General features: G+C 32.5%; 13 protein-coding genes and 1 CRISPR repeat array (1 of these 14 only partly in view). Of the genes, 1 reads left to right on the top strand and 12 read right to left on the bottom strand.

The genetic code is table 11. The features are described 5' to 3' along the window. Positions 1-31 precede the first annotated feature (31 nt). From AC4CVH_RS03130 to AC4CVH_RS03075, 12 genes are all read right to left on the bottom strand, one after another. Positions 32-1,363: a short-chain fatty acid transporter gene (locus AC4CVH_RS03130; protein WP_490786255.1), complete on the bottom strand. Its 1,332-nt coding sequence runs from the start codon at positions 1,361-1,363 to the stop codon at positions 32-34. Between the two features lie 119 nt (positions 1,364-1,482). Further along, positions 1,483-2,430: a 3-hydroxyacyl-CoA dehydrogenase family protein gene (locus tag AC4CVH_RS03125; protein WP_490786254.1), complete on the bottom strand. Its 948-nt coding sequence runs from the start codon at positions 2,428-2,430 to the stop codon at positions 1,483-1,485. 27 nt (positions 2,431-2,457) lie between these two features. Further along, positions 2,458-3,273: a beta-keto acid cleavage family enzyme gene (locus AC4CVH_RS03120; protein WP_490786253.1), complete on the bottom strand. Its 816-nt coding sequence runs from the start codon at positions 3,271-3,273 to the stop codon at positions 2,458-2,460. Between the two features lie 261 nt (positions 3,274-3,534). Continuing rightward, positions 3,535-5,073, bottom strand: coding sequence for a sigma-54 interaction domain-containing protein (locus tag AC4CVH_RS03115; RefSeq protein ID WP_490786252.1), 1,539 nt, complete (start codon positions 5,071-5,073; stop codon positions 3,535-3,537). A 50-nt stretch (positions 5,074-5,123) separates the two neighbouring features. Continuing rightward, positions 5,124-6,845 (bottom strand): sigma-54 interaction domain-containing protein, encoded by a 1,722-nt coding sequence (locus AC4CVH_RS03110; RefSeq protein ID WP_490786251.1) that lies wholly within the window; start codon positions 6,843-6,845, stop codon positions 5,124-5,126. A 179-nt stretch (positions 6,846-7,024) separates the two neighbouring features. Further along, positions 7,025-8,029: an electron transfer flavoprotein subunit alpha/FixB family protein gene (locus AC4CVH_RS03105; protein ID WP_490786250.1), complete on the bottom strand. Its 1,005-nt coding sequence runs from the start codon at positions 8,027-8,029 to the stop codon at positions 7,025-7,027. Positions 8,030-8,042: 13 nt separating this feature from the next. Further along, complete coding sequence (locus tag AC4CVH_RS03100; RefSeq protein ID WP_490786249.1) at positions 8,043-8,822, bottom strand: electron transfer flavoprotein subunit beta; 780 nt, start codon at positions 8,820-8,822, stop codon at positions 8,043-8,045. Positions 8,823-8,834: 12 nt separating this feature from the next. Further along, on the bottom strand, positions 8,835-9,974 hold the full coding sequence (locus AC4CVH_RS03095) for an acyl-CoA dehydrogenase (protein ID WP_490786248.1): 1,140 nt from the start codon (positions 9,972-9,974) through the stop codon (positions 8,835-8,837). A 36-nt stretch (positions 9,975-10,010) separates the two neighbouring features. Continuing rightward, positions 10,011-11,189 (bottom strand): acetyl-CoA C-acetyltransferase, encoded by a 1,179-nt coding sequence (locus tag AC4CVH_RS03090; RefSeq protein ID WP_490786247.1) that lies wholly within the window; start codon positions 11,187-11,189, stop codon positions 10,011-10,013. Positions 11,190-11,235: 46 nt separating this feature from the next. Next, positions 11,236-12,012: a short-chain-enoyl-CoA hydratase gene (locus AC4CVH_RS03085; protein ID WP_490786246.1), complete on the bottom strand. Its 777-nt coding sequence runs from the start codon at positions 12,010-12,012 to the stop codon at positions 11,236-11,238. Positions 12,013-12,324: 312 nt separating this feature from the next. Beyond that, the gene (locus AC4CVH_RS03080) at positions 12,325-12,561 is read right to left on the bottom strand and encodes a hypothetical protein (RefSeq protein ID WP_490786245.1); all 237 of its coding nucleotides are present in this window, start codon (positions 12,559-12,561) and stop codon (positions 12,325-12,327) included. 45 nt (positions 12,562-12,606) lie between these two features. Continuing rightward, a complete protein-coding gene (locus tag AC4CVH_RS03075; RefSeq protein WP_490786244.1) occupies positions 12,607-12,855 on the bottom strand; it encodes a sigma 54-interacting transcriptional regulator in 249 nt (82 codons plus the stop codon). Between the two features lie 66 nt (positions 12,856-12,921). Here AC4CVH_RS03075 and AC4CVH_RS03070 point away from each other — a divergent pair, with 66 nt between their 5' ends. Further along, complete coding sequence (locus AC4CVH_RS03070) at positions 12,922-13,140, top strand: transposase (RefSeq protein ID WP_490786313.1); 219 nt, start codon at positions 12,922-12,924, stop codon at positions 13,138-13,140. Between the two features lie 104 nt (positions 13,141-13,244). Continuing rightward, positions 13,245-13,676: a CRISPR direct-repeat array (repeat unit 30 nt) (it continues 1,930 nt past the right edge of the window).

Raw genomic sequence — 13,676 nt, 5'->3', positions numbered from 1 at the left:
TGCTGTTGGCTATACTATACCACTTTAATCTTTATTGGAAAATCAATATTCCACCAATTGCAACTACATTTCCAATTATAAATAATAATGTAGAGAATCCAATCAAATCACGTATATTTAACTTCGCAATTGCAAGTAATGGCAATGCCCAGAACGGACAAACAACATTCCATATACTCTCTCCCCAAGCAACTCCCATTGCAACCTTCCAAGGTTCTACTCCTAACGCATGTGCTGCTGGAAGCATAAATGGTGCCTGTACAGCCCAGTGTCCACCTGCTGAAGGTACAAATATACTAATAATAAGTGAAGAGAAGTAACAAAATAACTCAAATGTTTTTGGAGTTGCAACACTAAGAAGCCAATGAGAAATCATAGTAACAAGTCCGCTGCCTTCCATAATTCCCATGATTCCTGCATAAAAAGGAAATTGTAGTATTATTCCGCCAGCTGTACTAGTTCCTTTATTAAATGCAGCCACGTATTTATTTAACGAACCATGGCATAACACTCCAAGAACTATAAATATCAATATAACAGTGTTTACATTTAAATTAAATCCATTCTTGTAAAAATACATTACAATGAAACATAAACCTAGAATCCAAAGTGTTATATTTAAAATCTTACTTCTGTCTAGTTTATCTGCTAAAGTTAACTTCTTTGAATCAACTGCTGTTTCCTCTTCTATATCATCATCTTCAAACAAAGCCGGATCAGCTATAACTTCTTCACCCTTTTTAGGCATCATAAGCAAGCAGAAAAGTGGCACAATTATAACTAAAGCAATTGTTATAAATAAACTTTGTGGTCCAAAAATAGTCTGTGTAAGAGGAACCAGTCCTATTTGTTTTTCAGCAAAGTGTCCTGGTGTATTTATTAACAAAGGTACAGATGCTGACAATCCTCCATGTGTGATAATTATACCTGCAAAAGCTGCTGTTACAAGAAGACGAAAATCTGTATCTTTATGATATTTTGCTGCTTCTCTCGCAAGTAATCCTCCAGCTATAAGTCCAAGTCCCCAGTTTAAATAATATAATAGCATTGATGCGAAACCAACAAATAAAATTGTCTGTTTTGGAGTCTTTGGAATTCTAACTAATCTTTTCAAACCTTTTTGTACTACATTAGATGATGCCAGTGCATATCCACTAACTAACATAAGTGACATCTGCATTGCAAACGATAATAAGTCCCATAATCCATTACCCCAATATTCAACAATCTTTGTTGGAGTTGTAGGTGTAAATATTAACGCCATAATAGCAACAAATAAAGTGATTATCCAAGCTATAGTAAATGGACTAGGTAAATACTTCTGCATAATTTTTAAGAAAAATGAAAGCATTTTCTTTATCATAATTTTTCCAATCCTCTCTTGTTTATCTTTTTTTATTTATCCAAAGTGTTATAGGATTCAAAAGCTTACAATATAACTTCTTTTGCAATCCTATAACATTATAGTTTTTTACAAATCTTCTATTTTACATAAAATTCTGAAGTTTTTAATTGATGCATTAATCTTCTGTTAAATTCTTTTTTAAGTTTCTCAATTTCTTCTGGTTTATAATCATAAAAGCCTGCACCAGATTTAATTCCAAGCTTTCCTTCTTGAACCTTCTGACGCAAAATTGCATTTGATTGAGTTGAATTATCCATTGCTTTTAATAAGTTATCTCCTACTGTGCACCATATATCCAATCCACCAAAATCAGCAACCTCTAATTGTCCAGTTGTAGCATAACGAAATGCTGGTCCAAATTTTAATGCCTTATCTATTTCAGCTGGTTCAGCTACTCCCTGTTCAATAAGAGAGAATACTTCTCTAGCTACTCCCTGTTGAATACGATTAGCAACAAGGCCAGGTACATCCTTTAATACTTTAACAGTCTGCTTTTTAATAGATTTAAACAAATCCCTTACTTCTTCAAATATATCTTCCGGCATATTTCCAAAAAAAGACAACTCTACAATAGGCATTAAAAGTGCTGGATTATACCAATGATTTACCATCATTCTCTTTTTTCTTCCTTCACTAACCTTTTTCATCATCTCATCTAATTTTAAGCTGGAAGTATTACTTACAAGTATAGCGTGTTCAGGTGCATATTTATCTAAGTTGCTGAATAGTTCCTGTTTTAATTCCATTTTTTCTGGTGCTGCTTCAATTATATAATCTCTATCGCTTGCTGCTTCTTTTAAATCATTAAAAAGTGTAATGTTGCCTAGAGCTTTTTCAACATCTTCATTAGTAAATAAACCTTCTTCAACTAATTCTGATAGTTCTATCTTCATAGTGTCTTTTACACTAGCAAGTGCTTTTTCACTAGTATCAAATAAATTTACAGGATATCCATAAAGAGCAAAATTTTCTGCTATACTGTGGCCCATTGTACCTGCGCCTATTACTGCAATTTTTTTAATCATTTGATATTCTCCCCTTTGATATAAATTTTAAAGACCTAATATTTTTCTTGCATCTGCTGGTGTAGCAACTTCTCTGTTAGCTTCTTTAATAAGTCTAACTGCTCTTTCTACAAATTCTACATTTGACTTAGCAATTTTGCCATGTGAATAGTAGATGTTGTCTTCTAATCCTACACGAATATGTCCGCCAAGTGCAATAGTTGCATAAAGTATTGGTAAATGTTGTTTTCCTATACCAAAAGCTGACCAAGTTGATCCTTCTGGAAGCAAGCTCTTTAAATATACAAGATTTTCAACAGTAGCTGCTGTTCCACCTGCTGCTCCAAGTACTAATTGATAATGCACTGGCGCTTTTAATGAACCTTTCTTTAAATAATATAATGTGTTGTATATCATACCAGCATCAAATATTTCTATTTCAGGTTTTACATGATTTTCAAGCATGCAGTTTCCTAATCTCTCCAAAAATGCTGGTGTATTGAAAAATACTGAATTATTCATCCAATTCATTGTACCTGCATCATAAGATGCCATTTCAGGTTTTAATTCAATAAGATGTTCCATTCTTGTTTCATCTGTAGCATTCAAATCACCTGAAGTAGTTAAATTTATAACCACATCACATTTTTCCTTGATTAATTTTACTGTTTCAGCAAATCTATTTTTATCCATCGTTCCTTTTATGTCCTCATCTACCATATGAAGATGCACAATTGCTGCTCCAGCCTGCCAGCATTTATATGCTTCTTCTGCAATTTCTTGAGGTGTAGTAGGTATATTGGGGTTTTTATCTTTTTGAGGAAACGCTCCCGTTAATGCAGCTGTAATAATTGTTTTTTCCATTTTAAAACATCCTTTCACTATCTTATTTATATTTACGTTTTCATATATTTATATAGCAATTCACATGCCAAATCACAGTCGCCATTCGATAACGTTTTCTTTGTCAAAAAAAAATACATTGATGAATATATTCATCAATGTTTTCTCTCACAAGCACATAATATTACACCTAATCCTTTGTTATTACTTATCATACGTGTATTTTTAAAAACGATTTCATTAATACTCGCATCGATTCTATTAGTATTCAAATTATCTCTACTAATTTGTTAAATCAATAGATAACTTTTTTGCCTTTTTCACAACAGATGATTGACTTATTTTTAAAATTTTGGCAGCTTTTCTAGTACTTCCGCCCTCTTGCAGTGCTTTCTTTATCAAATCACGCTCAACACTTTCAACAGTTTCTTTAAGGCCAAATTTCTCTAGCTCAATCTTTTCATGATCTATTATATTCACTTTATTATTTATATTTAACAATCCAATTATTTGATTTAAACCAACTAAAGCATGTGAATCAGAGATAATAACTATCCTTTCAATTATATTTTGAAGTTCTCTTATATTTCCCGGCCATTTATACTCTTTAAACACATTTATTGCCTCATTTGTAATCGAAATTTCTTTTCCATATTTATTGTTATAAATTCCAAAAAAATGTTTTAATAAATCATCTATATCTCCTCTTCTTAATCGAAGAGGAGGAATATGAATAGGAAAAACATTTATTCTATAATACAGATCTTCTCTAAACTTTCCTTTTTCAACCATACATTTTAAATTTACATTAGTTGCAGCAATTATTCTAACATCTAAATTTATCGTTTTTCTCCCCCCTACTCTAACTATTTGTTTATGCTGAATAGTTCTTAATAGCTTTCCCTGAAGATCAAGTGTCATATCACCAATTTCATCAAGCATCAATGTTCCTTTATCCGCAAGTTCAAAGAATCCTGCTTTTGACGAAGTAGCATTAGTGAATGCTCCTTTTTCATATCCAAACAATTCGGATTCTAATAAACTTGCAGGAATAGCTGCACAATTTACTTTAATAAACGGTTCTTCACTTCGCGAACTATTCATAAAAATCTGATTTGCAACAACCTCTTTCCCAACACCAGATTCTCCAGTTATAAGAACCGTCACATCAAAGTTGGCTACTTTATTTATTAATCTTGAAACTTCCTTCATTTCTTCACTGTTTCCAATAAAATTATTATTAAGCTGCTGTTTTCTTAAATGTTCTATCTCTCGCTCTCTTTTAGCTCTCATCTTTTCAACTACTTTAATCTTTTTTTGAGAAAGTTCCAATTCTTTCTGCGTTTTAGCAAGTTCACTTATATCACGATCAATAACCACAACTCCACGCACAATTCCACTTGACGACATAACTGGATTTCCAGTTATAAGCATTTCTATACCATTTCGTGCTTTTCCTATTGAAGTAATAGTCTTCTTCTGCTTTATAACCTCTGGTGTAACAGCATTATGATAAATTCCATTTTCTACAAGATATTTTACATTTTTGCCTATGATTTCATTTTCTTTCAATCCAGTCATATTTGTATATGCTTTATTCACATATAATGTATCACCATTCCCATCAGCAATATAAACACCATCATATAAATTATCAACAATTTCTTTAAAATCATATTTTTCTTCTTCTTTTAATCGTTTTTGGATAGAAATTATCTTATCAATTATATGTTTTTTATGGTCAATTTTGAGTTGATTAATATTATTTATATATTCAATCAATTCTTTAAAATATTTTGAATAGTTCTTGCCATTTTTCATATCTATTCACTCTCCTTAAATAAACGATATAAAAATATATACTAAAATCTTTAATATATATCTTGATTATTACTTAATTTGTAATTTTCTATTTTCTTATATAAACTGGCTCTGCTCATTCCAAGCAATTTTGCAGTTTTATTTTTATTCCACCGAGTTTTATCTAGATATTCCAAAATAACTCTTTTTTCAACATCACTAACTATGTCCTTTAAATATCTGTTCTCTTTTACATATGATTTCATTTTACTTTTACACAACCTTCTTGGTAAATGTTTTGGTTGTATAATTAAATCTGAATCAAGTAAATCTATCGCCCTTTCAATTATGTTTTCTAATTCCCTTGTATTTCCGGGCCAATCATAATTAGTAAGGCATTCAATCGTTTCGTTTGATATTCCTTCAACATATATTCCCAACCTATTGGATACTTTTATCCTTAGCATATTAGCCAGTTCTGGTATATCTTGTTTTCTTTGACGCAATGTCGGAAGCACAATTTTGATAACATTTAGCCTATAATAAAGATCTTTTCTGAATTTTCCCTCAGCTACTGCTTTTTCTAAATTTATATTAGTTGCAGCAATTATTCTAACATCCACATCTATCAAGATATTTCCACCAACTTTTTCAATTTCCTTCTCTTGAATTGCCCTTAATATCTTAACCTGCATATTCATTGGCATATCACCTATTTCATCGAGAAAAATAGTCCCGCCATTTGCCATCTGAAATTTGCCCTTTTTGCCACCCTTTCTCGCACCTGTAAAAGCTCCTTCTTCATATCCAAATAATTCGGATTCAAGTAATTCTGATGGTATTGCTGCACAATTCACTTTTACAAAAGGTCCTAATACCCTCTTACCAGAATTATGTATAGCATGAGCATACAGCTCCTTTCCTGTACCGCTCTCGCCAACTATTAACACATTTGAATTCGTATTTCCAGCTCGTCTTCCTAATGCCTTTGATTGTTTTACATAATCAGATTTTCCTATTATATCATCAAAAGAATACTTAGCTACATTCTCTTTATTCATCTCGCTTTTGTAAAATTCAACTTCTCTCTCAAGATTGTTAAGTTTTTTATTTAAAGAACGCAAATCTCCGACATTTTTGAACATAATCTTTCCTATAACTCCAACGATTTTGTCTTCTTCTTTGATGGGTACCCTCATGGATATCATTTTATTTCCATCTACTTCTTGTATATCGCCAACCTCCATAATTCCGCTTTTCAAAACCTTGTGCAGTCTCGTATTCTCTATAACCTCAGTTACATGTTTTCCCTCAGGATTAAAACGATTAAGAAACTCTTTGTAGGCTTTACTCATCATTGTTATTATTCCTTCTTTGTTTATCACAACAACACATTCATTTATAGTATTTATAATTGTATTTAAAATATCAAAGTTCATCCTATCAGAATTTATTCTATTCTTTAACATTCTATAAATATTTATATCCTGAAAAAGAGCAATTGCCCCATTTTGACCTTCACTTGATATAATAGGCATACGACTAATAATAAACTCTCTACCGTTTAAGAAAAATTTCATATTAAGCTCAATTTTGCCTTCCTTTAAAGTGCCTAAAAGTTTACTCTGCGGAATAACACTCTTAATTCCCTTTCCTATACAATCATTTTTATTTATCCCTAGAAGATCTTCTCCGGATTTATTAATATCAGTAATCCTGCCATCTTTATCTATTACTATTATACCTTCACAAATGTTCTCCTCAATTAATCTAAACGTTTTTTCTTCAATCATTGAAAATATCACTCCCAAAATGCTGGACAATTATATCAGCTAAGTTTAAAACGATTATACTATAATAGCAACCATTAATCCAAATTAAATCTTGATAAACATTGTAACATTTGGCAAAATATATTTAAAATTGTACAAATAAAACCTTGATCTCATAAAGATCAAGGTTTTATAATTTTCTAGTTATTCATATTCTCAAGCTGAGATATCATCTCTGGAATTACTTTGTTGTAATCACCCACTATAGCCAAATCTGCTGCCTGCATTATTGGAGCACCTTCATCTTTATTTACTGCTATAATGTAATCACTATCCTGCATTCCTGCTAAATGCTGTATTGCACCTGATATTCCACATGCAATATATACTATAGGTTTTACAGTTTGTCCTGTTTGTCCTACCTGACAAGCTTTATCTACCCATCCATTTTCTACTGCAGCTCTTGAACCAGCTACTGCTCCTCCAAGAACATCAGCCAATTTATTTAATACTTCAAATCCTTCTTTATTTCCTATTCCTCTTCCGCCTGATACTATGAATTCAGCTTCTCCTATATCCATAACATCTTTTGCTATCTTAACTAAATTGTTAACCTTTACTCTAATATCTGATTTTTTCAAATCAGCACTTATTTTTTCTATATCGCATTTTCTTGATTCATCTTTTTCTAACTTTTCAAATACTCCAGGTCTTACTGTAGACATCTGAGGTCTATTTGCCGAACATTCTATTGTAGCCATAAGATTTCCGCCAAATGCAGGTCTTGTCATTTGAAGATGTTTTGTTTCTGAATCCACATCTAACCCTGTACAATCTGCTGTAAGTCCTGTTGAAAGTCTAGCTGATACTCTTGGGCCCAAATCTCTTCCCATGTATGTTGCTCCTACAAGTAATGCTTCAGGTTTTCTTGCATTTACTAGATCACATATAACTTTTGCATATCCATCTGTAGTATAATGTTTCAAAAGTGGGCTATCTACATATATTACCCTGTCTGCTCCGTGTGAAGCTAATTCTTTTGCTATATCATCCGCTTCACTTCCGAGTAATACTGCAGTTACCTCTGTTTCTAATTTATCTGCTAATTCTTTACCTTTTCCTAAAAGTTCTAATGCTACTTTCTGCAGCTTTCCATCTCTTTGTTCAGCAAATACCCATACACCTTTATAATCTGCTATATTCATGCTAAAAAACCTCCTAAATATAATGTTTTTCCTTCAATTTTGAAATTGCATAACCTGCTGCTTCTTTGGATGGCTTGTTCACAATTTCTCCTGCACCTTTTGCCTGTTTTGTTGATGATCTCTTTACCTTTGTTGGTGATCCAGACAATCCTAAAAGGGATTTATCTACATCTATATCAGCTGCAGTCCAAACTTTTATTTCCTTGTCAAATGCCTTAAATATATTTTTCATATGCATATATCGTGGTACATTTAACTCTTTTATTGCTGTTAAAAGAACTGGAGTTTTTACAGTTAACTCCTCATATCCATCTTCCCATGCCTTTCTAACCTTTAATTCATCTGCACAAACATCAACTTTTTCAACATATGTTATTTGAGGAATTCCAAGATGTTCTGCTATTTCTGGTCCTACTTGAGCAGTATCTCCATCTATTGCTTGTCTTCCTGCAAACACTATATCGTAATCCAATTTTTTTATTGCTGCTGCAAGTGCATGTGATGTCGCTAAAGTATCTGCTCCTCCAAAAGCTCTATCAGATAACAATATAGCTTCATCAGCTCCCATTGCTATTGCCTCTCTTAAAGCAGCTTGTGCCTGAGGAGGTCCCATACTTACTACTGTAACCTTTGCTCCAGTATTATCTTTTAATGCTAATGCTTCTTCTAATGCATTTTTATCATCTGGATTTATTATTGATGGAACTCCCTCTCTTATAAGTGTTCCTGTCTTTGGATCTATTTTTACCTCTGTTGTATCTGGTACTTGTTTTAAACAAACAACTATATTCATCTAAAAATCCTCCTATCTTAATTTGCTTCCTGATATAACCATCTTTTGAACTTGTGAAGTTCCCTCATATATTTCAGTTATTTTTGCATCTCTCATCATTCTCTCTACTGGATAATCCTTAGTGTATCCATATCCTCCAAATAACTGTACTGCCTTTGTTGTTACTTCCATAGCTGTATCTGCTGCAAATAATTTTGCTCTTGCTGCATCTATTGTATATGGAAGTCCTTTTTCCTTCTTCATTGCTGCTTTATATACAAGATGCCTTGCAGCTTCTATTTTAGTATCCATTTCTGCAACAGCCCATGCTAAGCCCTGGAATTTAGAAAGTTGTCTTCCAAATTGTTTTCTTTCTTTCATATATTTTACAGCTTCATCTAAAGCTCCTTCTGCAAGACCCAAAGCTTGAGCAGCTATACCTATTCTTCCACCATCAAGTGTCTGCATAGCTACTTTAAAACCTTTTCCTTCTCTTCCTATCATATTTTCAGCAGGAACCTTTACATCCTCAAATATCAATTCAGTTGTTGATGATGCTCTTATTCCCATTTTATTTTCAACTTTTCCTATTGAGAATCCAGGCATTCCTTTTTCTAATACAAACGCTGTTATTCCCTTGTTCCCTTTACTCTTATCTGTCATTGCAAATACTATAAATACATCTGCAACTCCTCCATTTGTTATGAACATTTTTTGTCCGTTTAAGATATAATAATCTCCTTCACGAACTGCTTGGGTTTGTTGCGCTGATGAATCTGTTCCAGCATTTGGCTCTGTAAGTCCAAAGGCACCAAGTTTTTCTCCTTTTGCAAGAGGAATTAAATATTTTTTCTTTTGCTCTTCTGTACCATGTTCCTTTATTACTGATGCACAAAGAGATGTATGTGCAGAAAGTATTACTGAAGTAGTTCCGCATACTCTTGCCAATTCTTCTACAGCTATTATATAAGAAAGCACATCTCCTCCCATTCCACCATATTCTTCTGAAAAAGGTATTCCCATCATTCCGTACTTAGCCATTTTTTCTACAGTTTCTTTCGGAAATCTTTCTGTCTCATCTATTTCAGCAGCTATTGGTTTAACTTCATTTTCAGCAAATTCCCTTACCATTTGTTTTACAAGTTCTTGTTCCTTTGTCAATGTGAAATCCATAAAAAGTCCTCCTATAATATATTTATTTTATTTTTTCTAACATTTTTCAACTATAATGGCTGTTCCCATTCCACCGCCTATGCACAGAGTTGCTAAACCTTTTTTGGAATCTCTCTTCTGCATCTCATATAAAAGTGTTATAAGAATTCTAGCTCCAGATGCTCCTATTGGATGGCCTATTGATATTGCTCCTCCATTTACATTTACCTTATCCATATCAAACTTTAAGTCCTTAGCTACAGCTAAACTTTGTGCAGCAAAAGCTTCATTTGATTCTATTAAATCCAAGTCTTCTACTGTTAAATTAGCCTTCTCCAGCGCTTTCTTTGTTGCATGGAATGGTCCATATCCCATTATTGATGGGTCCAGGCCCTTTGATCCATAAGAAAGTATCTTTGCCATTGGTTTTATTCCCAATTCCTTTGCCTTATCCGCACTCATAACAACTATTGCTCCTGCTGCATCATTAATTCCTGAAGCATTTCCTGCTGTAACTGTACCATCTTTTTTAAATGCAGGCTTTAATTTTGCAAGTGATTCCTTAGTTGTTCCAAATCTAGGAAATTCATCTGTATCAAATATTATTTCACCTTTTCTAGCTTTTACAACTATTGGGACAATTTCATCCTTAAATATTCCACTTTTTACTGCTGCCTCTGCTTTTTGCTGTGAAGCTGCTGCAAAAGCGTCCTGTTCTTCTCTAGTTATGTTCCATTTCTCAGCTACATTTTCAGCAGTTATACCCATATGGTATCCATTAAAAGCATCCCATAATCCGTCTGTTATCATTTCATCTACTAACTTTCCGTCTCCCATTCTCTGTCCCCATCTTGCTTTTTGAAGCACATATGGAGCCGCTGACATGTTCTCCATTCCACCTGCAACTATTATGTCTGCATCTCCTGCTTTTATCATTTGGGCTGCCAGACTTACCGTTCTAAGACCTGATCCACATACTTTATTTATTGTAAATCCAGGTACATATTCTGGAATGCCCGCTTTTATAAGAGCTTGTCTTGTTGGGTTCTGTCCAAGTCCTGCTTGAAGAACATTTCCCATTATAACTTCATCTACCATTTCTGGTTTAACGCCTGATCTTTTCAATGCCTCTTTAATTACAACTGCACCTAATTCGACTGCTGGTACATCCTTGAGTGTTCCTCCAAATTTTCCTACTGCGGTTCTAACTGCACTTACTATAACAACTTCTTTCATGTAGCTTCCTCCTAAAATTATTATTTATAATAAAGATCATAACTATCTACAGTTTAAAATTTGGATTCCTTTTTTTCAAAAAGGCTTCCATTCCTTCTTTTTGATCATCAGTTGAAAAACATAAGCTAAATAGATGATTTTCAATTGTCATGCCTGTTTCTATATCAGTCTCAATACCTTTATTGATTGATATCTTAGCATACCTTACAGCTGCTTGAGCCTTCAGAGCAATTTTTTCTGCCATTTTTTTTGCTTCAATCATTAATTGATCAGGTGGAGTTACTTTATTAACTAATCCTATTTTTTCTGCTTCTTCAGCATTAATCATATCAGTTGTATATATTAATTCTTTTGACTTTCCAGTACCAACTAATCTTGAAAGTCTTTGAGTACCTGCAAATCCTGGTATAATGCCCAAACCAACTTCAGGTTGTCCAAATTTAGCTTTCTCTGATGCTATCCTTATATCGCAGCTCATGCATAGTTCGCAGCCTCCGCCTAATGCAAAACCATTAACCGCTGCAATAACAGGCTTTTCCATAAGCTCAATTTTTCTAAATACAGACAATCCTAATTCAGCAAATTTTCTTGCCTGATCTGGAGTTTTATCTTTCATCTCAGCTATATCTGCTCCAGCCACAAATGCCTTGCCCTCTCCTGTAATTATAAGTATGTAAACATTTTTATTACTATTAATCTCATCTATACATAGATTAATTTCATTCAATACTTCTGTATTAAGTGCATTTAATGCTTTAGGTCTATTAATGGTTAATATACCCACATTATTCTGCGTCCCAAATTTAATATTTTTATATTCCATATACTCACCCCTTGCACAATATATTAAGCAAAAATCGTGCCAATAATTTGTGATCAACAAAATAAACATTAAAAATATGCACTGATACCCCTCTAATTTATTCTAGGTAACAACTACTAATTTATTTCTTTATAATTTATACATTATAAATGTGTATATTTTCTATACATAATATACTATTGGTTATATTTTTATCATAGTACTAGGTAATTATAAAATATTGTATATTTTTCATGCATGTATATATTTTATACACTATTTCTTTTATGTCCATACTCTTTGCGTATGATTATAAATATAATAATAAATGCACTACTTATTGCCAAATTTTATACCCAACGCTTTCGCTTTTCTAGAAACTGTATGTTGTGTAACACCTAAAACTTTTGCAGCTTTATATGTACTCCCATACTTTTTTAAATCTTTTTCTAATAAACTCACTGCCGACTTTAAGTTCAAATTATCTGCTTCAACTTTTACTTCATCATAATTGTTAATTCCAAGTACTTTCTTTACACTGCTAAAAGTTATATAGCCTTGATCATCCATTACCATTAGTCACTCTATAATATTTTGTTTTTCCCATAATTTGTATTAATTTTTTCTACAAAGAATAGATATATCTTTTTTTCTTTCCCTAAGAAGAGGTATTTTTATAGGCACAAAATTTAGTCTATAAAATAAATCTTCTCTAAACTTAACATTTTCTGTTAAGTTCTTTAAATTCTCATTTGTAGCAGCAATTACTCTTACATCTATCTTAACACTCTTAGTTCCTCCAAGCCTCATTATTTCTTTTTCCTGAAGAACTCTTAAAAGTTTTGACTGCAAATTTAAAGGCATTGACATATACTCGAATTGATGAACACATATGAGTTAGATATAATAATCATATGAAGGAGATAAGAAATATCAGGTAATGGTAGAAGGTATAATGCAGAATTTACAACTGATGCTATAAGACTTGTATTAGAAGAAGGTAGGTCTATAATCAGTGTATCAAATGATTTGAGAATAAACGATCAGACTTTAAGAAACTGGATAAATAATAGAAAAAGAAAAGAAGATCCAGAAAAGTCAAGGATAGATAAACTTGAACGACAGCTTATAGAAAAGCAAAAAAGATAGCTGGCCTAGAGGAATCAGTTGATATATTAAAAAAAGCTACAGCCATCTTTGCCAAGTACAGCAGAAGATAATTTATATCTTTATAAAAAGCCAGCGTCACGTTCATTTCAATTCCTTATAGGTATTCTAAAAACCAAGGAGCAGGCGAAAGAGGACTTTGTGCTATACAGATTTCAATTCCTCATAGGTATTCTAAAAACGGAAGAAAAATATATAGTAACTCAACCAAGTATGTATTTCAATTCCTCATAGGTATTCTAAAAACGAAGCGTAAGTAATCATTTGAACTTGATGGAGAATTATTTCAATTCCTCATAGGTATTCTAAAAACCATTAGAGACAGAAACAAGTGCATTACAGAGTGTATATTTCAATTCCTCATAGGTATTCTAAAAACATGTTAGAAATAAAATTAAATGGACTGCAAAGGCAAAATTTCAATTCCTCATAGGTATTCTAAAAACTCTCAGATCATGTGCTTAAAGCCAAATATGGTTTAAGATTTCAATTCCTCATAGGTATTCTAAAAACACAAA

It is taken from the genome of Clostridium pabulibutyricum (genome assembly GCF_058242705.1).
This window is presented reverse-complemented; position numbering and strand designations above follow the sequence as displayed.

Excerpts from the sequence above, each read along its gene's own strand:
- AC4CVH_RS03125 (WP_490786254.1), bottom strand. The coding sequence starts at position 2,430 with ATGATTAAAAAAATTGCAGTAATAGGCGCAGGTACAATGGGCCACAGT.
- AC4CVH_RS03100 (WP_490786249.1), bottom strand. The coding sequence starts at position 8,822 with ATGAATATAGTTGTTTGTTTAAAACAAGTACCAGATACAACAGAGGTA.
- AC4CVH_RS03115 (WP_490786252.1), bottom strand. The coding sequence starts at position 5,073 with ATGAAAAATGGCAAGAACTATTCAAAATATTTTAAAGAATTGATTGAA.
- AC4CVH_RS03080 (WP_490786245.1), bottom strand. The coding sequence starts at position 12,561 with ATGGATGATCAAGGCTATATAACTTTTAGCAGTGTAAAGAAAGTACTT.
- AC4CVH_RS03120 (WP_490786253.1), bottom strand. The coding sequence starts at position 3,273 with ATGGAAAAAACAATTATTACAGCTGCATTAACGGGAGCGTTTCCTCAA.
- AC4CVH_RS03130 (WP_490786255.1), bottom strand. The coding sequence starts at position 1,363 with ATGATAAAGAAAATGCTTTCATTTTTCTTAAAAATTATGCAGAAGTAT.
- AC4CVH_RS03090 (WP_490786247.1), bottom strand. The coding sequence starts at position 11,189 with ATGAAAGAAGTTGTTATAGTAAGTGCAGTTAGAACCGCAGTAGGAAAA.
- AC4CVH_RS03095 (WP_490786248.1), bottom strand. The coding sequence starts at position 9,974 with ATGGATTTCACATTGACAAAGGAACAAGAACTTGTAAAACAAATGGTA.
- AC4CVH_RS03085 (WP_490786246.1), bottom strand. The coding sequence starts at position 12,012 with ATGGAATATAAAAATATTAAATTTGGGACGCAGAATAATGTGGGTATA.
- AC4CVH_RS03105 (WP_490786250.1), bottom strand. The coding sequence starts at position 8,029 with ATGAATATAGCAGATTATAAAGGTGTATGGGTATTTGCTGAACAAAGA.
- AC4CVH_RS03075 (WP_490786244.1), bottom strand. The coding sequence starts at position 12,855 with ATGCCTTTAAATTTGCAGTCAAAACTTTTAAGAGTTCTTCAGGAAAAA.
- AC4CVH_RS03110 (WP_490786251.1), bottom strand. The coding sequence starts at position 6,845 with ATGATTGAAGAAAAAACGTTTAGATTAATTGAGGAGAACATTTGTGAA.